The sequence below is a fragment of the Leifsonia sp. TF02-11 genome, assembly GCF_017565305.1.
Classification (GTDB): Bacteria; Actinomycetota; Actinomycetes; order Actinomycetales; family Microbacteriaceae; genus Leifsonia.
Map to the genome: position 1 here is coordinate 410,838 of NZ_JAGEKP010000003.1, position 19,945 is coordinate 430,782.

The following is a 19,945-nucleotide window of genomic DNA, read 5'->3' on the forward strand; positions in this document are numbered from 1 at the left end:
GTGATGCGGTCGGTCGGGGTCGCCGTCGGCGCCGCCGCGCTGATCGCCGTCGCCGCGGTGACGGCCTTGAGCGCCGCGCCGCCGCCCGAGGGGTGGAGCGTCGCGCCGACGGCGTTCGACCCGGGTTCGAGTGCGGAAGCAGCTGCAGCGGACCCGGCCGCAAACCAGGGGACAGCGCCGCCCGCTCCACCGGCCATCGCCGATCGTGTCGACCAGCACTGGGCGGCGGAGGTGTCCCGCCGAACCGGGGTGGCGACCAGGGCGATCCTGGCCTACTCCGGGGCGGCCATCGCCCTCGCGTCGGAACAGCCCGGCTGCCGGCTCGGGTGGAGCACCCTCGCCGGACTCGCGGCCGTGGAGTCCCACCACGGCACATCCGGCGGTTCGACTGTCGGCCCGGACGGCCGGGTCTCGCCCCCGATCTACGGCCCCGATCTCGACGGGACCGCCTACGACGCCGTGGCGGACACGGACGGCGGTGCGCTCGACGGCGACCCCTCGGGCGACCGCGCCGTCGGGCCGTTCCAGTTCCTCCCCTCCACCTGGCGCACCTGGGGCGCCGACGGCAACGGGGACGGAGTGGCCGACCCCCAGCAGCTCGACGACGCGGCCCTCGCTGCCGGTCGGATGCTGTGCTCGTACGGCGACCTGTCGCGCGCCGACCGCTGGCGTGCCGCGATCTACGGCTACAACCACGTGGACTCGTACGTGGACGCCGTCGCGTCCGCTGCCAATGCGATCGCGGCTGGGGCGCGGTGAGCGCGCCAGACGACGCGCGCGCACTGGCCGGCCGGTTCGAGCTGGAGGCCCTGCTCGGCTCCGGTGCGACGGCGACGGTGTTCCGTGCCCGCGACCGGGAGGCCGATCCCGGGCGACCGGACGGCGGCCGGGTCGCCGTCAAGGTGCTGCATCCGCAGCTCGCCCAGACTGCGGCGCAGCGCGCATCGTTCTACGCGGAAGCGCACGCGATGCGGAGGGTGGCGCATCCCGGGGTCCCCGCGATCGTCGCGACCGGCGAGGACACGGCGACGATGCCGGAGGAGCGCGCCTGGATCGCCGCGTCCCTGGCGCCGGGCGAGACGCTCGCCGACCGGGTCGAGCGCACCGGCGCGCTCCCCGAGAGCGAGGCCCTGGAATTCGCGGCGGCCCTCCTCGACGTGCTCGTCGCCGTGCACGCGGCGGGTATCGTCCACCGGGACATCGCGCCGGGCAACGTGATGATCGGCACCGACGGGGAGGTCGCGCTCCTCGACTTCGGTCTCGCCGACGAGCCGGACCGGCCGGCGATCGGTGACGACGTGCTGCGCTCCTCCCGCACCGGAGGTGGAGTCATCGGCAGCGTCAACTACCTGTCGCCCGAGCAGGCGCTCGGCGAGCCGGTGGACGAGCGCGGCGACCTCTACCAAGTGGCCGGAGTGCTGCACTTCGCGCTCACCGCTCGGCCCCCGTTCGCGCGCGCGAGCGTCGAGCAGACGATGGCCGCCCACGTGAGCGCCCCGCCCAGCGTCCCGTCGGTGCACGACTCGCGTCTCTCGCGCGCGACCGACGTCGTCGTCGTGCGCGGGCTGCTGAAGGATCCGTCCGCTCGTTTCCCGTCCGCCGCAGCCATGGCGCGGGCCGTGCGTGCCGCCCTCGCGGATCCGGGGATCGCGTCGGCCCGCACGCGGGTCCTCCCGGTCGGCGGGCGGACGGAGGTGCTGCCGCGGCGGCGCTCCGGCGCGGAGGCGCGTGCCGACGTCGCCCCGCGTTCCGCAGGCGCTGCTCGCCCGACGGCGCCGGCCCTCCCGACGGCGCCGGCAGCGCTCACGCGGAGCGCCCTCGCCACGGCGCCCGTGCCTGCTCCTGCGGCCGTCTCCCGGCCCGCCCGTCCCGGCCGTCTCGTGGCCGGCGTGCTCGCCGTCGCGACGGCGGTCGTCGCGACGATCTGGCTCATCGCCTCCAGCGCGACGCCGCCGCCGCCACCGCTGGCGGCCCCGACCTCGACGGATGCGACGAAGCCGACCGCGACGCCCGTCGCCTCCACCCACCCGACCGTGCCCGCGCACACCGTGGCGCCTCCCGTGTCGGTCACCGTCCCCACCCTCGCCGGCGCGACTCGCGCGGACGCCCAGGCGCGCCTCGCGGCCGCCGGCCTGAGCGCAGGGGCGGTCCGCGAACAGGACTCGTCAGTGGCCGCGGGAACCGTCCTCTCCTCGAGCCCGGAGGCCGGCACGGCGGCACCGCGCGGCACGGCCGTCGTCATCGTCGTCGCTTCCGGTTTCACGACCGTCCCTGACGTTGCCGGCCGTGCCGGCGTCGCCGCGGGGGCGACCCTCTCGGCCGCCGGGTTCGCCGTCGCCGAGCGCACGGTGGCCGACGCCACCGTGCCCGACCGCACCGTGCTCGGCACCGAGCCGGGGGCCGGCGCCCGGCTCGCGCTCGGCTCGACCGTCACGGTGGTGCTCAGCCAGACGCCCTCCACCCCCGCGCCGACGCCCACCGGGCCGACGGCACCGCCGACCCCGGCACGGTCGCCATGAGAGTGGGCGCCGTGACTACCGCCCCCGGCCTCGCCACCCGCGACGGCCGCCGTCCCCCGCACGGGGCCGAGCAGGATGCAGCCCCTTCATACGCAGGTCGCCGGGAGTTCACCCGGTGTGTCCACGCTTTTCGCCAGGCGTGTGCGGCTCTGCCGCCGCGCCACGTGACCCGAGGTGAACCCGAATGACCAGAACACTCCCCGACGTGCCCGCCGCGCGCACGACGTTGCCCGGAGCCGGCGGCGACTCCGAGGGCGGTCGTCCGCGCAAGCGGTCGCTGCTCGCCCGGCCCTCCCGATCGGACTCCGTGTTCCGCTGGGTGAGCTATTCGGCCGGTTCGGTGACGGTGGGGATCATGCTCGCCGTCGGCCTGTTCCTCGCGATCCGCGCCGGTGACGCGCTGAAGGTGACCGGCTTCTCGTTCCTCACCGAGACGGAGTGGTCGCCCGAGACGCACAAGTTCGGGATCGCCGCCGTTCTCGCCGGCACGGTCACCATCGCCCTCATCGCGATGGCCGTCGCCATCCCGCTCGCGCTCGGCACCTCCCTGCTCATCTCCGAGATCGTGCCGCCGAAGCTGAAGACCCTGCTGATCAGCCTCGTGGATCTGATGGCGGCCGTCCCGAGCGTCGTCTACGGCCTCTTCGGCCTGTTCTTCCTGCAGGAGAACATCGTCCCGGTGTCACGGTGGATCTCGTCGCACTTCGGCTGGATCCCGATCTTCGCCGTCACCGACGACAAAGGGCGGCAGCTCACCGAGGCCAGCGCGTTCACGTCGTCCGCCTTCATCGCGGGGCTGGTCGTTGCGCTGATGGTGGTGCCGACGCAGACCTCTGTCATGCGGGAAGCCTTCTCGCAGGCCCCGGCCGGCGAGCGGGAGGGCGCGTACGCGTTGGGCTCGACGCGCTGGGGGATGATCCGCTCCGTCGTGCTCCCCTTCGGCCGAGGCGGCATCATCGGCGGCACCATGCTCGGGCTCGGGCGCGCCCTCGGCGAGACCATCGCGGTCTACCTGATCATCTCGCCGACCTTCGACATCAACCTCCAGGTCCTCAAGACCGGCTCCAACTCCGTGTCTGCCCTCATCGCGACGCGCTATGGAGAGGCGAGCACGTTCGGCCTGTCGGCGCTCATGGCCGCGGGACTCGTGCTGTTCCTCATGACCCTCGTCGTCAACTTCACCGCGTCGTCCATCGTGGCGCGCTCGCGCTCCGGGGCGCAGACCAGCTAGGCCCGCCATGACACTCACCGAACTCGAAGACATCACGATCGTCGCGGCACCCGCCGAGCCGGCGGCGACCACCGCCGAGGCCCCCGCGGCCTCCGGCGGCACGGACCTGCCGCCGGAGGACCGCGGCGAGACCGGCCCCCGGCGCGACCTGCGCCGCACCTCAGCAGAGGACCGCTTCAACCTGTGGGGCGCGCTGCTCTCGGCCGCCGCGCTCGCGCTCCTGCTCTTCGGCTGGTTCACGCCGCTGACCGGCCAGGTGGGCTGGGCCATCGTCGCCTACCTGATCTTCATCGGTCTGTACGCACTGCTCGTCGCGCTGCGCTCGACGCGGCAGGATGTGGCCGACCGGGTGATGACCGTGCTGTTCGTGAGCGCGGGCGTGCTGCTGCTCGCGGCGCTCGTGTTCGTCGTGCTCTTCGCGCTCGTGCGCGGGTGGGCGGCGGTGCAGCACCTCAACTTCTTCACACAGACGATGAAGTTCGCCGGTCCGCTCGACCCGCTCAGCGACGGCGGCATCCTGCACGCGATCGTCGGAACGCTCATCCAGATCGGCATCGCGCTGGCCATCACGATCCCGCTCGGCATCGCGACCGCCGTGTTCCTCAACGAGGTGGGCGGCCGGTTCGCGCGGTTCGTCCGGACGATCGCCGACGCGATGACCGCCCTCCCGTCGATCGTTGCGGGCCTGTTCGTGTACTCCGCGATCATCGTCTTCGTCACCCACCAACGCTCCGGGTTCGCTGCGTCGCTCGCGATCAGCGTGATGATGCTGCCCATCATCATCCGGGCGTCGGACGTGGTGCTCCGGCTGGTGGCGCAGAACCTGCGCGAGGCCTCCTACGCGCTCGGGACGACGCGCTGGCGGACGGTCTGGCACGTCGTCCTCCCGACGGCCCGGTCGGGTCTCGTGACGGCGGTCATCCTGGGCACCGCCCGCGGCATCGGCGAGACCTCCCCTGTGCTGCTGACCTCCGGAATCACCGCCGAGATGAACATCGACCCGTTCAACGGCCCGATGATCTCGCTGCCGCTGCAGGTCTTCGACTTCGTGAAGAGCCCGGAGCCGAACATGATCGCGCGCGGGTTCGGCGCGGCCGCGGTGCTCATCCTGCTCGTACTCGCCCTGTTCTTCGTCGCTCGACTCATCGGAGGCAAGGCGCCGGGGCAGCTCTCCGATCGCGGCCGTCGCCGGGCCGCTGCGGCGAGCAGGCGGGATGCCGAACGGATCGCTTCCCAGACCTCCGTCGATACTCCGACCCCCGTCGATACTCCGACCCCCACCGTCTCCCCGACCCCCGAGGACCACTCGTGAGCACCAGCACCAGCACCTCCCGTACCCGCCCCCGCGTCCTCCGCGCGGCGCTCGCCGCTGCCGCCGCCGTGCTGGCGCTCGCCGCACCGCTCGCGCCCCAGGCCGCCGAGACCGCCCAGGCCGTCAGCTACGCGCCGATCAGCGGCACCGGCTCCACCTGGTCGCAGAACGCGCTCGACCAGTGGCGGCGCAACGTGGCCACGAACTACAGCATGACCGTGAACTACTCCGGAACCGGCTCCTCCGCCGGCCGCCGCGACTTCATCGCGCGCACCGTCGACTTCGCGGTCAGCGAGATCCCCTTCCAGTCGAAGCCGGAGGACGGCTCGGCTCCGGAGGTCCCTTCCACGGGCTTCGCCTACATGCCGATCGTGGCGGGTGGCACCTCGTTCATGTACAACCTCAAGATCGGCGGCAAGCGCGTCACCAACCTGCGGCTGAGCGGCGAGACGATCAGCAAGATCTTCACCGGCGTGATCACCAACTGGAACGACCCGCAGATCCAGAAGGACAACCCCGGTCTCGCCATGCCGGACAAGCCGATCGTCCCGGTCGTGCGCTCCGACGGCTCCGGGTCGACGGCGCAGTTCACGCTGTGGATGTCGAAGCAGTACTCGAGCCTGTGGAACGCCTTCTGCGGCAAGGTCGGCCGGCCGGTGCCGTGCGGCCTGACCTCGCAGTTCCCGTCGTACGGCAACTTCAAGCTCCAGAGCGGCTCGCTCGGCGTCGCCGGGTACGTCAGCCAGTCCTACGGAGAGGGGGCGATCACCTACGTCGAGTACTCCTACGCGCTCAAGTCGGGCTTCCCGGTCGCGAAGGTGCTGAACTCGGCGGGCTACTACATCGAGCCAACGGCCTCTTCCGTCGCAGTCGCCCTGATGAAGGCGGCGATCAACAACAACTCCGCCTCGCCCGACTACCTCACGCAGATCCTCGACGGCGTCTACAACAGCGCGGATCCGCGCACCTACCCGCTGTCGAGCTACTCGTACATGATCGTGCCGACCCAGGCAGGCGGCATCTTCACGGAGGCCAAGGGCAAGACCCTCGGCACCTTCGCGCACTACATGCTGTGCGAGGGCCAGCAACAGGCCGCGACGCTCGGCTACTCGCCGCTGCCGATGAACCTCGTGCTCGCCGGCTTCGAGCAGATCAAACGCATCCCGGGAGCAGACGCCTCCAACGTGGATGTCAACAGCTGCCGCAACCCCACCTTCAAGCCGGGCGATTCCCCGTCGAACAACCAGCTCGCCGCCAGCGCGCCGCAGCCGGCCGCGTGCGACAAGCAGGGACCGAACCAGTGCACCACCGGCACCGCCGGCGCCAAGGGCACCGACACGGCGGTGACGGGCTCCGGCTCGGGCGGCACGTCGGCTGAGGCCGGCGGCGGCAGCGGTGGCGGCAGCGGCGGCGCCGGCACCGGCACGGATGCGGGTGCGACCGACACCGGCACCGGGACGGGATCGGGGACCGACGTCTCCCTGGGCGGTGTCCAGGTGAACATCGCGAACGCCGCGCGCGCGACGCCCTTCGCGCTCGCCGACGACGGCTGGGGAGGCCAGCAGACGGTCATGCTGATCGCCGGCGCCCTGCTGGTGCTCGCGATCGTGCTCCCGCCGCTCCTCTTCGGCCGCCTCCGCCGCTCCCACGGCTCCGGAGACTGACGCCCCGCCCCTCCCTCCCGCGTCCCCCCACCCCCCGGGGCCCGAGGGGCACGTCGTTGTCCCCTTCGGCGCCCGAGGGGGACAACAACGTGCCCCTCGGCGTGGGCGAATCCGGTGGAGAAGGTGCTGGCGGGGGCCCGTTCCCGAGTCGTTCATCCCGGCGTCACACTCCGCCCATAGCTTGACGCCCGGCCGCCAATGAGACGGCGGAAAAACCCCTGGAGAAACATGGAATCGAGCGGTCAGCAGGTGCGGCGTGGAACCATCGCGCGAGCCCTCGCGTTCGGTGCCCTGGTGGGCATCGCGGCCACCGCGGCGTTCTCGGCGGCCGGGTCGCAGGGCGGCAGCGCGAGCGCCGCAGAGAGCACCGCCGTGACCGTCACCGCAGCGCAGCAGGACCCGGACGCCGCGAATGCCCCCTTCCCGAACCTCGCGGTGACCGTCTCGCAGACCACCGACCTCATCTCCCAGGGCATCACCGTCAGCTGGACCGGCGGCAAGAAGTCCACCCCGCCCAGCGGCAGCACTGGAGGCGAGAACTTCCTCCAGCTCGCGCAGTGCTGGGGCGAGGACCCGCAGCACCCCGGCCACCCCGACCGCACGACCTGCACGTACGGCGCGTTCAACACCCCGGGCGCCACACGGGACGGCTACGTGACCGACGGCACCGTCGCCGACCAGGACCAGGACTACACGGCGCCGCGCACCGGAATCTTCTCGCCCGCCTACACCTCCGTGCCGTTCAAGGGCGTCGACGGCACCCTCGTGGCATCCGTCGTCGATCACAAGCAGACGACCGACAACGTCAACGTCAACCAGTTCTTCAACCCCAGCTCGTCCAACGAGGTCCCCTGGGCGGGGTCGGGCTCCAACGGAGCCGGTTCGGTGAAGTTCGAGGTGCAGACCGCCCTCCAGGCCGACGGCCTCGGCTGCGGGACCCCGGTGGCCACCGGCTCCGCGACCGCCCCGCGGTCCTGCTGGCTCGTCATCATCCCGCGCGGGACCGGAGACTCCGGCGAGCAGCACATCACCCAGTCGGGCCTGCGCTGGGACGCGTGGAAGCACAACATCGCGGTCAAGCTCACCTTCAAGCCGCTCGGCGTCAGCTGCGCGATCGGTGCGGCCGAGCGCCAGCTGCGCGGCAGCGAGCTGGTCGCCGGCGCGGTGGCGTCGTGGCAGCCGGTGCTCTGCGCGTCGCAGGGCGGTGCGACCTACACGATGAGCAACAGTGCGGAGTCCGACGCGCTGCAGGCGGCGAACGGGACGGACGCCGCGCCGCTCGCGCTGACCTCCCGGGCACTGTCGACCGGCGACGCCGACGAGCTCAAGTACGCTCCGGTCGCCGTCGGCGGGCTCGCCGTGGCGTTCGCGGTCGATCGATCACCGGCAGCCGACGGCTCCACTCCGGCCGACCAGCTGGACCGCGCGGGGCTGTCGTTCGACGCGATGAAGCTGACACCGCGTCTCATCGCCAAGCTGCTCACGGCCTCCTACCAGGACGCCATCCCGACGTACGCGGACCACAAAGAGCTCGGCGCGAACCCGCGCAACCTCCTGTACGACCCCGACTTCCTCGCGGTCAACGCGGACAACCCCGACTGGAAGTACCAGGCGATCGTCGCGCCATCCATCTCCGACCTCCTCGTACCGCAGGGCCGCTCGGATGCGGCCTGGCAGCTGTGGCGGTACGTGCTCGCCGACGCCGACGCGCGCGCGTTCCTCGCGGGCTCCGCCGACCCGTGGGGCATGAAGGTCAACCCGAACAGCTCGACGACGGCGAAGGTGAACCCGTCCGGTTCGGCGCTCGAGCTGCCGCGGGACGACTTCCCGAAGGCCGACCCGATCACGCAGCCGGCCGGCAACGCCGGCGGCGAGGTCAACCTCGTCACCTGGAGGCCGTACACGAACGACCTCGACCAGGCGGCCTACTTCACACTCCGCGGCGACGGGCAGACGCTCGGGCTCTGGGACCCGACCTCGGCGCCGCCGAAGTACGGCAAGAGCGTGCGGAACCTGCCGGGATACCAGAAGGTGCTGGCGCTCACCGACACCAGTTCGGCGGCGCGGTACCAGGTGATCACGGCGAGCCTGCAGAACGCCGCGGGGAAGTTCGTCCTGCCGACGACGGACTCGCTGACCGCGGCCGCGGCCGCGATGACGCCGGTCGGCGGCCAGCCGCAGGTGCTCGAGTACGACCCCGCGGGAGCGGGGGCGAAATCGGCCGCCGCCGCGTACCCGCTCGCGCTTCCGGTCTACGCGGCGAGCAACCCCGCTCAGGGCGACGCCGCCACCCGCGCCGACTACGCGGCATTAATCCGCTACGCGGCCACCACCGGCCAGGCCCCCGGCGTCGAGGCCGGCCAGCTGCCTCCCGGCTACGCGCCGATCCCGGCGGCGTGGAAGGCGCAGGCGCTCTCGGCGGCCGCGGCCATCCAGTCCGGCGCGACGACGGATGTCCCCGCCGGCTCGACCGAGGGAGACGGCGGCTTCGGAAGCTCGGGAGGCGGCTCCGCGTACGGCTCGGACCCGTCGACAGGGACCGGCGGCGGCATCGTGCCGGCCAGCACCTCGACCAGCCCCACGGCGAGCGGGAGCCCGGCGGGAAGCCTCAGCGCGGGCAAGACGGTCAAGGACCCGGACACCGGCGGGATCCCCGCCGTGCTCCCCGGCGGACTCGTCGGCGGCGTCGCCGCCGCTGCCGCCATCCCCATCTTCGGTCGTCTGCGGAGGTTCCCGTGACGGCCGGACCAGCGCGGTCCGCCCGGCTCGCGCCCGACCCGAAAGGAATCACCAGAGTGAAGATCAAGAAGGCAGCGGCCGTCTGCGCCGTCGTGGGCACCGCCGTCGCCGGTCTGCTGCTCGCTACTCCCGCGAACGCCGACCCCGTGTCGAACAGCTACGTGCTGGCCGGCTCGGACACCCTCCAGGACGTCGCCAACGCCCTGTCCAACGGAACCCAGCTCACCGGCCCGCTCGTCCGCGTCTCGTCGTCCGCCGGCACCGTCGGCTCGTTCGACGCCTTCGGCTCTGCCGCGATCCAGACCAAGCAGAACGGCCCCTACTTCGCACGTCCGGCCGGCTCGGGCGACGGCGTGAAGGCGCTCAGCCGCTCGATCGACGGCGCACCGTTCTCCGTCGCGGGCAACACCACCCCGGCCACCTCCATCACCGGCCAGGTCGACATCGCCCGCTCCTCCTCCGGCCCCGGCGCCGCGACCAACCCGTCCGGCCCGCTCGCCTACATCCCGTTCGGCCGCGACGCCGTCTCGTACGCGATCGCGCCGGGCACCGCCACCGGTCTCGAGCAGCTGAGCACGGCGCAGCTGACCCAGATCTACAACTGCACGCTCACCTCGGTGAACGGCGTCGCCGTCTCGCCCGTCCTCCCGCAGTCGGCCTCCGGAACCCGCAAGTTCTTCCTGTCGGCCATCGGCGTCAGCACCCCGGGCGCGTGCGTCAACCAGAGCACGCTTGCCGAGAACGACGGCACGGTCCTCTCCACCCCCGGCCAGATCATCCCGTTCTCGGTCGCCAGCTGGGTCGCGCAGAAGAACGGCGCCGCCCAGAACCGCACCGGAACGGCCGTCCTCGGCAGCGCCCAGGGCGCCACCGCTCCGTACACCGGCAGCGGTTCGGCCCTCGTCCCCAACGCGGCGTACTACAACGACGCCACCTGGGGCCGTGACACCTACGTCGTCGTGCAGTACGCGCGCATCGACTCCACCAGCGCCAGCTACGACGCCGGACTCGCCGCTCTGGTCGACCCGACCAAGGCGAAGAGCCTGACGAACTTCGGCACCATCGCCTCCACCTCCGGCGCGGTGAAGAGCAAGTTCGGCTTCCTCGCCCCGTCCAGCACCACGCCCATCCGCGCCAACCTCTCCTGATCCACCCGAAATCAGACGAAAAGGACATCATGAACACCAGGAAGCTCTTCATCGCGTTCGCCGCGATGGGTGCGACGACCGCCCTCGTGGCGGGTGCGGCCTCCGCCGCCGTGGCGGCGACGCCCACGGACGGACCCGCCTACCTGTTCGACAACGACGCCGCCGCCTACGTGGCGGACGGCACCACCCTCGACTGGTCGCAGGACATCCTGATCAGCCCGAGCAAGACCGACCCGTTCCAGCCGTACCAGTGCCCGGCCGACGCCACGCACTCGATCTCGTTCTGGACCACCCCCGGCACCGAGCGCGACCCCAAGTCGTACAAGGCGTGGAACCTGGTCGGCCTGAACGCCCAGAAGACGATCATCGCCCCGGACATCTCGCCCGTCCAGACCCTCAGCGGCTCGATGTCGACCATCCGCTCCACCGGCGGCGACTACTCGATCGGCGTCGCCTGCGCCAAGGACAACGGCGTCAACTTCGCCTCGTCCGGCGCGTGGTGGTTCACCGCGCACGTCGGCGTCGGCACCGGCAAGTACACCTTCGACCCGGTGACCTCCACCCCGACCGACCCGGGCAACCCGCCGTCGGGCACGGGCAGCATCGGCATCGAGGCCACCACGGTCGGCGCTCAGGACGGCACGCTCAGCCTGGTCGTCCCGTCCGGTGCGAAGGCCACCCTCGGCACGGCGACACTGGTCAACCAGCTGTCGACCTCCACGGGCGCCCTCCCGCAGTTCCAGGTCTCGGACCAGCGCGTCGTCACCAAGCCGGGCTGGGACCTGACGGCCTCCACCGCCGACTTCGTGAACGCCGCGGACTCCACGAAGAAGATCGACTCCAAGCAGCTCGGCGTCAAGCCGAAGCTGGTCACCAACCCGGGAGGCGTGCTCGCCGGGACCGAGCACGTCGCCGGTGACGCGACCGCGTTCAGCGGCTTCGCGTCCGCCGCGGCGGGTTCTGGAACGGGTACGACGAACCTCAGCGCAGATCTGACGCTCGTCGCCCCGGCCAGCACCCCGGCCGGCACCTACGACTCGACGATGACGCTGACGCTCGTCTCGAAGTAGCCGTAGGCACCACCAGGGAGGGGTCGCGCACCTGCGCGGCCCCTCTCGTGCTGCCCAGCGGCGGTGCGCCGAAGCCCCACGCCCACCCGTTAGCAGCCCGTTCACGTCGGCGCAATCGACCGGCCACCGCGATTCGGATCAATAGAGCGTGCTCACTAGACACCCCCTCAGCGCCCGGAGCTCCCGACTCCTCGCCGCTCTCACCGCGGGCCTGCTGGCCGCCCTGCTCGGGGCGGCCCCCGCCGTCGCGGACGACACCGACGCCATCTCCGCCGGCCCCGGCGACGACCGCACGCGCCTCAGCTACCAGCTGCAGCCGGGCCAGCACCTCGCCGACGAGTACGTGGTCCGCAACACCGGCAGCACGGAGCAGACGATCACTCTGTTCGCCACCGACGCCTTCAACACCGACGACGGCCAGTACGCCCTCCTCGACACGGCGAAGAAGCCGACCGGGGTCGGCACCTGGGTGCTCTTCGACGGATCGCAGGCCTCGGAGAAGCTGACGCTGCCGCCCGGGCAGCAGAAGACGGTCCCGTTCACGCTCGTCGTGCCGGCCGACGCCCGGCCGGGCGACCACGCGGGCGGGATCGTCGTCTCCAGCCAGAAGGGCGACGGGCAGATCCTCGTCGACCGCCGGGTCGCGACGCGTCTCTATGTGCGCGTCCCCGGCGACCTCCAGCCCGCTCTGACGGTCGCCGACGTCTCGGCCGACTACCGCGCGACGCTGAACCCGTTCGACGGCAGCACGGCCGTGACCTTCACCGTGCGCAACAACGGCAACGTGGCGCTCGGCGCCCACCTGCTGGTCGGGGCGAAAGCCCTCTTCGGCATCCCGGCCGGCTCGGTGCGGCAGGACCTCCCCGAGCTGCTCCCCGGCAACACGCGCTCGCTCACGGTGGTCGTCCCGCACGTCGGCCAGGTCGGCTATCTCAACCCGTACGTCGAACTGCAGCCGACCGTGTCGCCCGACGCCCTCAACCCCGGACCGCTGCGGCCGATCTCGCGCGACACGCTCGCCTTCGCGATGCCGTGGTGGCTGCTCGCCGCGCTGGTCGTCGCCGGCGGCGTGCTGCTGTACCTGCGCCTCCGCCGCCGCAGCGACGGCAAGCGGGCCGCGGCCTGGATCGCGTACACGGAGGAGGAGGCGCGCCGCAAGGCGAACGACGAGCGCGAGGCCGTCTCCACCGGCACGGAGGGCGGAAGTGCGTAAGCGCGGTCCCGGTTTCGCGCTGGTCGTCGGCCTCGGCCTCCTGCTCGCGGCGGGAGGGCTCGGCGGTGTCGCAGCGCCGGCCTCCGCCGACCAGGGCGACGGCGGCGGGATCGGCATCTCCGTCGACATCCCCGGGGCGACCCCGACGCCGACGCCGACGGCGGGGGACAGCGGCAGCGGCAGCGGCGGCTCCGGTGATTCCGGCGGCGGCCAGAGCACGCCCTCCGACACCCCGTCCGACGTGGCGGGCACCGGTCCGACGCCGAAACCGACGTCCCCGGCGGCGACCGGAGGCTCGAACGGGCCCCTCAACGTCAGCGGGCTCAGCGCGCGCTTCGTGCCCGACCTGAACCCCGGGCACGGCACGATCATCGCGACGATCGCGGTGCACAACGGATCGTCGACGGCCTTCGCTCCGAAGGCCCGGTTCACGCTGACCAACTCCTTCGGCACAACCATCGCCGACTCCGGAACGGTCGCAGGACCGACGATCCAACCGGGCAAGACCGCCGAGCTGACCCAGCGCCTCGACGGCGTCGGCCAGTGGGCCTTCGTCACCGCCCACGCGACGATCACGCCACCCGCCGTTCTCGACGGACACACGATGAAGCCGGTGCTCCGCGACACCCTGGTCTTCGCATTCCCGTGGGTCGGCGCTGTCTCGATCGTGCTGATGGCGGGCGCTGCGGCCATCATCCTGGTCGTGCGCGGCTCGCTCGGGCTCGGGCTGGTGGCCGCGGGAGCCGGCGCATGAGCGAGGACGTGCAGACCCGCCCGCCCCGGCCGCCGAAAACCCCTCGCCCGCCCAAGCCTCCGCGCCGTCCTCCGGCGCCGCCGCGCGAGCCGATCGTCCTCAGCCCCGCTCAAAAGACCGCGCGCGCCATCGCGCTGCTCGCCGCCGTCGCGCTGATCGGATTCGCCGCGAACATCCTGCTGCTCAGCCACGTTCACCACCTGGTCGGCCAGCAGGTCGCCGGCAACACGTTCCGGGAGGAGCTCGCGGCGGCGACCGCTCCGGTCAGCGAAGGCGACGTGGACGGTGTGCTGCTGCCGGACGGCGTGCCGGTCGCCATGCTCGCGATCCCGTCGATCGGCCTGAACGAGGTGGTCCTCGAGGGTTCCTCCTCCGGGGTCACGGCGAACGGTCCAGGTCACCGCCGCGACACGGTGCTTCCCGGGCAGGCCGGCACCAGCGTCGTCCTCGGCCGCGCGGCGGCGTACGGCGGTCCGTTCTCGGGTATCCAGGGTCTCGCGCCCGGTGCCAGGATCGTCGTCATCACCGGTCAGGGCAAGAGCGTCTACAGCGTGATCGGAGTGCGCTACGCCGGTGATCCGGACCTCCCGACCCTCCGTTCGACCGAGGGGAGGCTGACGCTGGAGACCGCGCGCGGGCTGCCGTACGTGCCCTCGGGCGTGGTGCGCGTCGATGCCGAGCTGATCTCGAAGGCGAAGGACGCCGGCGTCCGCCAGACCACGGCCAAGACCCTGCCGCTCGCCGACCGCGAGCTCGCGAGCGACCCGAGCACGGCGTGGCTGCTCGTGTTCGCGCTGCAGGCCCTCGTGGCCGCCCTCCTCCTCGGCACCCGTGCCCTGCACCGGTTCGGCGCACAGCGCACCTGGATCGTGTTCACGCCGATCCTGCTGGCCGCCGGGATCATCGCCGCCGACCAGGTGTCGCGGCTGCTGCCCAACCTTCTCTGATCTCCCGTCCCGTCGAAAGAAGCCCTCGATGTCCCTCCCCGCCCCGCTCGCCCCGCCTGCGCCGACTCCCTCCCTCGCCGGGCTGGACGCCCGCAACATCTCGGCGTGGTTCGGCGACCACCTCGTGCTCGACCGGGTCTCGCTGACGATGAACGCCGGTGAGATCACCGCGCTGATCGGCCCGTCGGGCTGCGGCAAGTCGACGTTCCTGCGCATCCTCAACCGGATGCACGAGCTCATCCCGTCGGCCTCGCTCGCCGGCGAGGTCCTGCTCGACGGCGACGACATCTACGACCGCGGCCGACGCCTCGTGGACGCGCGCAAGAGCATCGGGATGGTCTTCCAGAAGCCCAACCCGTTCCCGGCGATGTCGATCTACAACAACGTCGTCGCCGGGCTCAAGCTGACCGGGATGCGCGCGACGCGCGACGAGAAGGACGAGCTGGTCGAGAGCTGCCTGGCCAAGGCCGGTCTCTGGAACGAGGTCAAGGATCGCCTGCGCTCGCCCGGCGGCGGCCTCTCCGGAGGTCAGCAGCAGCGGCTCTGCATCGCCCGCTCCCTCGCCGTTCGGCCGCGCGTGCTGCTCATGGACGAGCCCTGCTCCGCCCTCGACCCGACCTCCACCCGGGTCATCGAGGAGACCATGCTCGAGCTGGTGTCCGAGGTCACCATCGTCATCGTCACCCACAACATGCAGCAGGCCCAGCGGGTGTCCGACCGCTGTGCGTTCTTCCTCGCGGGTGCCGGTCGTCCCGGCGCGATCGTGGAGTACGGCGACACCGACGCGATGTTCGGCGACCCCCTGGACCCGCGCACGTTCGACTACGTCAACGGGCGCTTCGGGTGATCGATCTGCCCTGTCTACTGCGACGGGTGCGGATTTTGGAGTATCGTCCGCACTTTTGGGTTCTTCTAAACAGCGCTCGTCCGTGAGACCATGCCCACATGAAGGATTCTCACGGTATTGATGTCGCTGAGCCCGCGTCCGCTCACGGCCCCGGTCGTGCGCCTGCAGGAATCCCACTGACCATCCGCCTGGGCGAGCGCGAGTTCGCCGCGCTGGTCCGAATCGCCCGCCACCGCGAGACCACGGCTGCCGAGCTCGTCGAGCAGCTCGTGCTGCACGCGCTCAGCCGGGCCGACGTGCCGCCTCCCGCGGAGTCGCATCCCGCCCGCAAGCACACCACCTACGAGGAGGCCACCGCCGGGTTCCGCGCGGACAGCGGCGTGCACACCCCGCCCGATATGTGATCGCGCCGCTAGGCTGAGGGCTCCACCATCGTCCGAGGAGTTCCACCATGCCCGCCGTGAGCATCCGGCCGACGCTCGGCCCGGTCGAGTACCCGTCGCTCGTGGCGATCTGGCGCCGAGCGATCGATGCGACGCACGACTTCCTGGCAGACGCCGACCGTGACCAGATCGAGGCGCGTCTCGCGACGGACTACTTCCCGGCCGTGACCCTGTCGGTCGCGGAACGTGACGGCCGCCCGGTGGGATTCTCGGGAGTGCACGGCGACAGCCTCGAGATGCTGTTCGTCGATGCGGAGGAACGCGGTGGCGGGATCGGCAGCGCCCTCCTCGCGCACGCCGTCGAGCAGCAGGGTGTCACGCGGGTCGACGTCAACGAGCAGAACGGGCCGGGCGCCGCCTTCTACGCGCGCCGGGGTTTCGAGGTGGTCGGCAGGAGCGAGCGCGACGAGGCGGGGCGGCCCTACCCGCTGCTCCACCTGAGCCTCGGCCGGGCGAAGGCGCAGCCCTAGCTGTTGCCGTCGAAGCCGGCGCTCAGCCGGCGCATGAGGTCGCGCATGGAGGTGCCGCGCGGCACGCCGTACATCGTGCCGGGGAAGTCCAGCTCGCGCTGCACCGCCCACAGCTCGTCGTGGCGGTCGGGTGAGAACAGCTGAGCCGGGTTCCCGGCCGCGATCCAGCCGATCGGGACCACGCTGTCGGGCGGCAGCACCGAGTTGACCTGCAGAACGGCGTGGATGCGCAGTTCCGACCGTGCGCCGACGACCGCGCCGGCGAACACGCACGCGCCCGTGGCGACGAACACCTCGTCCTCGATGCGGGCACCCGTGACGTTGGTGTGCGGGCCGATCAGCACGGCGTCGCCGACCGTCACGGGATGCGCGGCCCTCCCTCTCAGGACCGCGTGCTCCATGACCAGCACGTCCTCCCCGAGCGTGATCGGGCCGCGCGAGCCGTCGAGCACGGCACCCGCCAGCACGCGCGCGCCGGGGCCGAGCGTCACGTCCCCGCTGACCACGGCGCTCGGCGCCACCATCGCTGTCTCGTGAACACGCACCATCCGGCAACCCTATGTCCGCGAAGGGCACGTCGTTGTCCCTTTCGAGCGCCGAAAGCGACAACGACGTGCCCCTCGGCGACCCCGAGAACCCGTTACTGGCGCTCGGAGTGGCCCAGCACGTGGACGGGGATGCCGAACGAGAGCGCGACGCACACGATCCCGGCGAAGAACACCAGCCCCTCCCACGAGGGCAGAGTGTCGGCCAGACCGAGGAGGAAGAGCCCCACCAGGAAGAGGAGGAAGCACAGGATGAATGCGATCACATCGCCCATGCCCGCAACTATCCACCTCGCCCCTCGGCTTGGCAAGACCGTCCGCACGCGCGAAGCTGGGCACGTGCAGCAGCGAAGGGTGGAGGCGCGACAGGGCCGCGTGCGTCGGCTCCAGCTCCTCCGCAGGATCGGTGTGCTGCTGGCCGACTGGGAGTACGTCCTCCGTCACCAGGTGCGCGCGGCGTTCGACCGCGGCGAGCCCGGAGCGCTCGTGGACGACAGCGGCACCGGCGAACCCGTGGTGCTGCTGCCGGGGATCTACGAGACCTGGCGGTTCCTGCATCCGCTGGCCCGCCGCCTCCACGCCGCGGGGCACCCCGTGCACGTCGTCGCCGCCCTCGGCGACAATCGGATGTCGCTCCAGGAGGCCGCCGACCGCGTGCAGCGCCACCTGCTCGAGAACCATCTGGGCGACGTGACGATCGTCGCCCACAGTAAGGGCGGCCTGGTGGCGCGCACCCTCCTCGCCCGGCCGGAGACGGCGGCGCGCATCCGTCGCGTCGTCGCGATCTCGACGCCGTTCTCCGGGTCGGTGCTGGCCGGCTGGATCCCGATTCCCGCCGTTCGCGCGCTGCGGCCCGATGGCCCCGACTTCGCCCGGTCGGCGACGGCCGACGTCGACGTCACCCGCGTCGTCTCGATCTGGGGATGGTACGACCCGCACATCCCGGGAGGCTGCGCGCTGGCGGGTGCGCGCAACATCGAGGTGCCCGTCGGCGGTCACTTCCGCATCCTGGGCAGCCCGCGCGTGCTCGCGCTGGTGGACGAGCTCATCGACGATGCCGTCGGCGGCGGGGGAGCCGGCGAGAGCTGATCGGCCCTCAGCGGACCCTGTTGCGCATTCGCCGCGCACCGCTATCCTCGGCCTCGTGAAGGACGGTCCGCCCGGGCGGCGGACCGCTGACGGGGAGGGCGGCCATGGTGCGAACGATCCGGAGGGCGCCGGCCGGCCTGGTCGGCACCTGTGTCGCCGCCGTCGCCGTCATCGGCCTTCTCACGGGCTGCGCCGGCACCCCGAGCGGCAACGCGGTCGTCGGCACCTGGGGATCGACCGCCGCGAAACAGCCCAACCTCACGATCGAGAACGACGGTGCCTTCTCGGGCACCGACGGCTGCAACCGGCTCACCGGCCGCGGATCGATCGACGGCGACAGCATCACGTTCGGGCCCATCGCCAGCACCATGATGGCGTGCACCGGGGTCGACGAGTGGCTGGGCAAGGCCGTCACCGGAACGGCCAAGGGCAGCACCCTGGTCGTCTACGACCTCAGCGGAAACCAGATCGGAACACTCGACAAGAAGTGATCCGCGGGACCGGAAGGAGGCGCGCATGGCGCGGCTCGAGTCAGACATCCCATCGGCGAGCGGGGACACCCGGCTCGCCCCCGCATACACCGGGCGGCTCTCGCGCAAGAGTCCGCCGAGCACCCTCCCCGACGACGCGACCGACCCGGCCTCCACGTACCGGCTGATCCACGACGAGCTGCTGCTCGACGGCAGCTCGCGGCTCAACCTCGCGACCTTCGTGACGACCTGGATGGACCCGGAGGCCGAGATCCTCATGGCCGAGGCGTTCGACAAGAACATGATCGACAAGGACGAGTACCCGGCGACCGCCGCGATGGAGCGCCGCTGCGTCTCGATCGTCTCCGACCTCTTCCACGCCGAGCCGGGGGAGCCGACCGGCGCCGCGACCATCGGATCGAGCGAGGCGGTCATGCTGGGGGGCCTCGCGCTCAAGTGGCGGTGGCGTGCGCGCCGCTCCGGGGTGACAGGCGGTACCGACCCGGGTGGCGTGCCCAACCTGGTGCTCGGCGCGAACGTGCAGGTGGTGTGGGAGAAGTTCTGCCGCTACTTCGAGGTCGAGCCGCGCTATCTCCCCGTCGCGAAGGGAAGGTACGTCATCACCCCGGAGCAGGTCGTCGACGCGGTGGACGAGAACACGATCGGTGTCGTCGGCATCCTCGGCACGACCTACACGGGCGAACTGGAGCCCATCGCCGAGATCTGCGCGGCGCTCGACGCCCTTGCGGCCTCGGGCGGCCCGGATGTCCCCGTGCACGTGGACGCTGCGAGCGGCGGCTTCGTCGTGCCGTTCCTCCACCCCGATCTGGAGTGGGACTTCCGTCTCCCGCGCGTCGTCTCGATCAACGTGAGCGGGCACAAATACGGGCTCACCTATCCGGGCATCGGCTTCGTGGTGTGGAGGTCGCCCGAGCACCTGCCGGAGGATCTCGTCTTCCGCGTCAACTATCTCGGCGGCGACATGCCGACGTTCACGCTGAACTTCTCCCGCCCTGGCAACCAGATCGTCGGTCAGTACTACAACTTCGTCCGGCTCGGGAGGTCGGGGTTCACCGCGATCATGGAGGCGCTGCGCTACATCGCCCGGCGGATCTCGGCGGGCCTGGCCGAGGACCCGGTGATCGACATCATCACCGACGGCTCCGCCATCCCCGTGCTGGCGTTCGCGTTGAAGGAGGGTACCCCGTACACCGTCTTCCAGGTCTCGCACGAGTTGCGCGCCCGCGGCTGGCAGGTGCCGGCGTACACGATGCCCGCCGATGCGACGGACGTCGCCGTGCTGCGGATCGTCGTGCGCGACGGCTTCAACGCCGACCTGGCCGACGACCTGGTGCGTGATGTGCGCGCGGTCTGCGCGGAGCTCGGCGAGCAGGCGCAGAAGGCGGGCGCGACGTCGGACGCGGGCGCGAAGGCGACGGAGTCGGCGCGCACCAAGGCGCACTTCGCGCACTGAGCGGAGCCGG

The 19,945-nt window shown here is 71.7% G+C and carries 19 protein-coding genes; 17 read left to right on the plus strand and 2 right to left on the minus strand.

Annotation, left to right across the window (positions count from 1 at the left end; translation table 11 throughout):
- Positions 1–3 precede the first annotated feature (3 nt).
- The 14 genes from JNB50_RS04285 (at position 4) to JNB50_RS04350 (ending at position 16,357) form a co-directional block, all read left to right on the plus strand.
- Complete coding sequence (locus tag JNB50_RS04285) at positions 4–759, plus strand: lytic transglycosylase domain-containing protein (protein ID WP_208039172.1); 756 nt, start codon at positions 4–6, stop codon at positions 757–759.
- Positions 756–2,519 (plus strand): serine/threonine-protein kinase, encoded by a 1,764-nt coding sequence (locus JNB50_RS04290; protein ID WP_208038844.1) that lies wholly within the window; start codon positions 756–758, stop codon positions 2,517–2,519. The genes JNB50_RS04285 and JNB50_RS04290 overlap by 4 nt, the downstream gene beginning before the upstream one ends.
- 184 nt (positions 2,520–2,703) lie before the next feature.
- Entirely contained in the window at positions 2,704–3,750 is a 1,047-nt protein-coding gene (pstC, locus tag JNB50_RS04295) for a phosphate ABC transporter permease subunit PstC (RefSeq protein ID WP_208038845.1), read from the plus strand.
- 7 nt (positions 3,751–3,757) lie between these two features.
- Positions 3,758–5,062, plus strand: coding sequence for a phosphate ABC transporter permease PstA (pstA, locus tag JNB50_RS04300; protein ID WP_208038846.1), 1,305 nt, complete (start codon positions 3,758–3,760; stop codon positions 5,060–5,062).
- Positions 5,059–6,726, plus strand: coding sequence for a phosphate ABC transporter substrate-binding protein PstS (gene pstS, locus JNB50_RS04305; RefSeq protein WP_307794593.1), 1,668 nt, complete (start codon positions 5,059–5,061; stop codon positions 6,724–6,726). The genes pstA and pstS overlap by 4 nt, the downstream gene beginning before the upstream one ends.
- A 228-nt stretch (positions 6,727–6,954) precedes the next feature.
- Positions 6,955–9,465 carry a hypothetical protein gene (locus JNB50_RS04310; protein ID WP_208038847.1) on the plus strand — a complete coding sequence of 837 codons (2,511 nt, stop codon included), beginning with the start codon at positions 6,955–6,957 and terminating at the stop codon, positions 9,463–9,465.
- A gap of 56 nt (positions 9,466–9,521) precedes the next feature.
- Positions 9,522–10,613: a hypothetical protein gene (locus tag JNB50_RS04315; RefSeq protein WP_208038848.1), complete on the plus strand. Its 1,092-nt coding sequence runs from the start codon at positions 9,522–9,524 to the stop codon at positions 10,611–10,613.
- 29 nt (positions 10,614–10,642) lie between these two features.
- A complete protein-coding gene (locus JNB50_RS04320) occupies positions 10,643–11,683 on the plus strand; it encodes a hypothetical protein (protein ID WP_208038849.1) in 1,041 nt (346 codons plus the stop codon).
- A gap of 148 nt (positions 11,684–11,831) precedes the next feature.
- A complete protein-coding gene (locus JNB50_RS04325; protein ID WP_208038850.1) occupies positions 11,832–12,896 on the plus strand; it encodes a WxL protein peptidoglycan domain-containing protein in 1,065 nt (354 codons plus the stop codon).
- Positions 12,889–13,650, plus strand: coding sequence for a hypothetical protein (locus tag JNB50_RS04330; protein ID WP_208038851.1), 762 nt, complete (start codon positions 12,889–12,891; stop codon positions 13,648–13,650). Before JNB50_RS04325 ends, JNB50_RS04330 begins: the two co-directional genes overlap by 8 nt.
- Positions 13,647–14,597 carry a sortase gene (locus tag JNB50_RS04335; protein WP_208038852.1) on the plus strand — a complete coding sequence of 317 codons (951 nt, stop codon included), beginning with the start codon at positions 13,647–13,649 and terminating at the stop codon, positions 14,595–14,597. The genes JNB50_RS04330 and JNB50_RS04335 overlap by 4 nt, the downstream gene beginning before the upstream one ends.
- A gap of 28 nt (positions 14,598–14,625) precedes the next feature.
- Positions 14,626–15,444, plus strand: coding sequence for a phosphate ABC transporter ATP-binding protein (locus JNB50_RS04340; protein WP_208038853.1), 819 nt, complete (start codon positions 14,626–14,628; stop codon positions 15,442–15,444).
- Between the two features lie 98 nt (positions 15,445–15,542).
- Positions 15,543–15,848, plus strand: coding sequence for a hypothetical protein (locus JNB50_RS04345; protein WP_208038854.1), 306 nt, complete (start codon positions 15,543–15,545; stop codon positions 15,846–15,848).
- Positions 15,849–15,895: 47 nt separating this feature from the next.
- Positions 15,896–16,357, plus strand: a complete 462-nt coding sequence (locus JNB50_RS04350; RefSeq protein WP_208038855.1) for an acetyltransferase — start codon at positions 15,896–15,898, stop codon at positions 16,355–16,357.
- Here JNB50_RS04350 and JNB50_RS04355 read toward each other — a convergent pair.
- Complete coding sequence (locus tag JNB50_RS04355) at positions 16,354–16,905, minus strand: gamma carbonic anhydrase family protein (protein WP_208038856.1); 552 nt, start codon at positions 16,903–16,905, stop codon at positions 16,354–16,356. The two genes, JNB50_RS04350 and JNB50_RS04355, sit on opposite strands and share 4 nt — an antisense overlap.
- 92 nt (positions 16,906–16,997) lie before the next feature.
- On the minus strand, positions 16,998–17,177 hold the full coding sequence (locus tag JNB50_RS04360) for a hypothetical protein (protein WP_208038857.1): 180 nt from the start codon (positions 17,175–17,177) through the stop codon (positions 16,998–17,000).
- 64 nt (positions 17,178–17,241) lie between these two features.
- Here JNB50_RS04360 and JNB50_RS04365 point away from each other — a divergent pair, with 64 nt between their 5' ends.
- From JNB50_RS04365 to JNB50_RS04375, 3 genes are all read left to right on the plus strand, one after another.
- Positions 17,242–17,991 (plus strand): alpha/beta hydrolase, encoded by a 750-nt coding sequence (locus JNB50_RS04365; RefSeq protein ID WP_307794595.1) that lies wholly within the window; start codon positions 17,242–17,244, stop codon positions 17,989–17,991.
- A 104-nt stretch (positions 17,992–18,095) separates the two neighbouring features.
- On the plus strand, positions 18,096–18,482 hold the full coding sequence (locus JNB50_RS04370; protein ID WP_208038858.1) for an META domain-containing protein: 387 nt from the start codon (positions 18,096–18,098) through the stop codon (positions 18,480–18,482).
- 25 nt (positions 18,483–18,507) lie between these two features.
- Positions 18,508–19,935, plus strand: coding sequence for a glutamate decarboxylase (locus JNB50_RS04375; protein ID WP_243767953.1), 1,428 nt, complete (start codon positions 18,508–18,510; stop codon positions 19,933–19,935).
- The last annotated feature ends 10 nt before the right edge of the window (positions 19,936–19,945 follow it).

What these genes read in the sequence shown, in the direction of transcription:
- JNB50_RS04285 (WP_208039172.1), top strand. Translation starts at nt 4, where the DNA reads ATGCGGTCGGTCGGGGTCGCCGTCGGCGCCGCCGCGCTGATCGCCGTC.
- pstC (WP_208038845.1), top strand. Translation starts at nt 2,704, where the DNA reads ATGACCAGAACACTCCCCGACGTGCCCGCCGCGCGCACGACGTTGCCC.
- pstA (WP_208038846.1), top strand. Translation starts at nt 3,758, where the DNA reads ATGACACTCACCGAACTCGAAGACATCACGATCGTCGCGGCACCCGCC.
- JNB50_RS04310 (WP_208038847.1), top strand. Translation starts at nt 6,955, where the DNA reads ATGGAATCGAGCGGTCAGCAGGTGCGGCGTGGAACCATCGCGCGAGCC.
- JNB50_RS04320 (WP_208038849.1), top strand. Translation starts at nt 10,643, where the DNA reads ATGAACACCAGGAAGCTCTTCATCGCGTTCGCCGCGATGGGTGCGACG.
- JNB50_RS04335 (WP_208038852.1), top strand. Translation starts at nt 13,647, where the DNA reads ATGAGCGAGGACGTGCAGACCCGCCCGCCCCGGCCGCCGAAAACCCCT.
- JNB50_RS04340 (WP_208038853.1), top strand. Translation starts at nt 14,626, where the DNA reads ATGTCCCTCCCCGCCCCGCTCGCCCCGCCTGCGCCGACTCCCTCCCTC.
- JNB50_RS04345 (WP_208038854.1), top strand. Translation starts at nt 15,543, where the DNA reads ATGAAGGATTCTCACGGTATTGATGTCGCTGAGCCCGCGTCCGCTCAC.
- JNB50_RS04350 (WP_208038855.1), top strand. Translation starts at nt 15,896, where the DNA reads ATGCCCGCCGTGAGCATCCGGCCGACGCTCGGCCCGGTCGAGTACCCG.
- JNB50_RS04355 (WP_208038856.1), bottom strand. Translation starts at nt 16,905, where the DNA reads ATGGTGCGTGTTCACGAGACAGCGATGGTGGCGCCGAGCGCCGTGGTC.
- JNB50_RS04360 (WP_208038857.1), bottom strand. Translation starts at nt 17,177, where the DNA reads ATGGGCGATGTGATCGCATTCATCCTGTGCTTCCTCCTCTTCCTGGTG.
- JNB50_RS04370 (WP_208038858.1), top strand. Translation starts at nt 18,096, where the DNA reads ATGGTGCGAACGATCCGGAGGGCGCCGGCCGGCCTGGTCGGCACCTGT.
- JNB50_RS04375 (WP_243767953.1), top strand. Translation starts at nt 18,508, where the DNA reads ATGGCGCGGCTCGAGTCAGACATCCCATCGGCGAGCGGGGACACCCGG.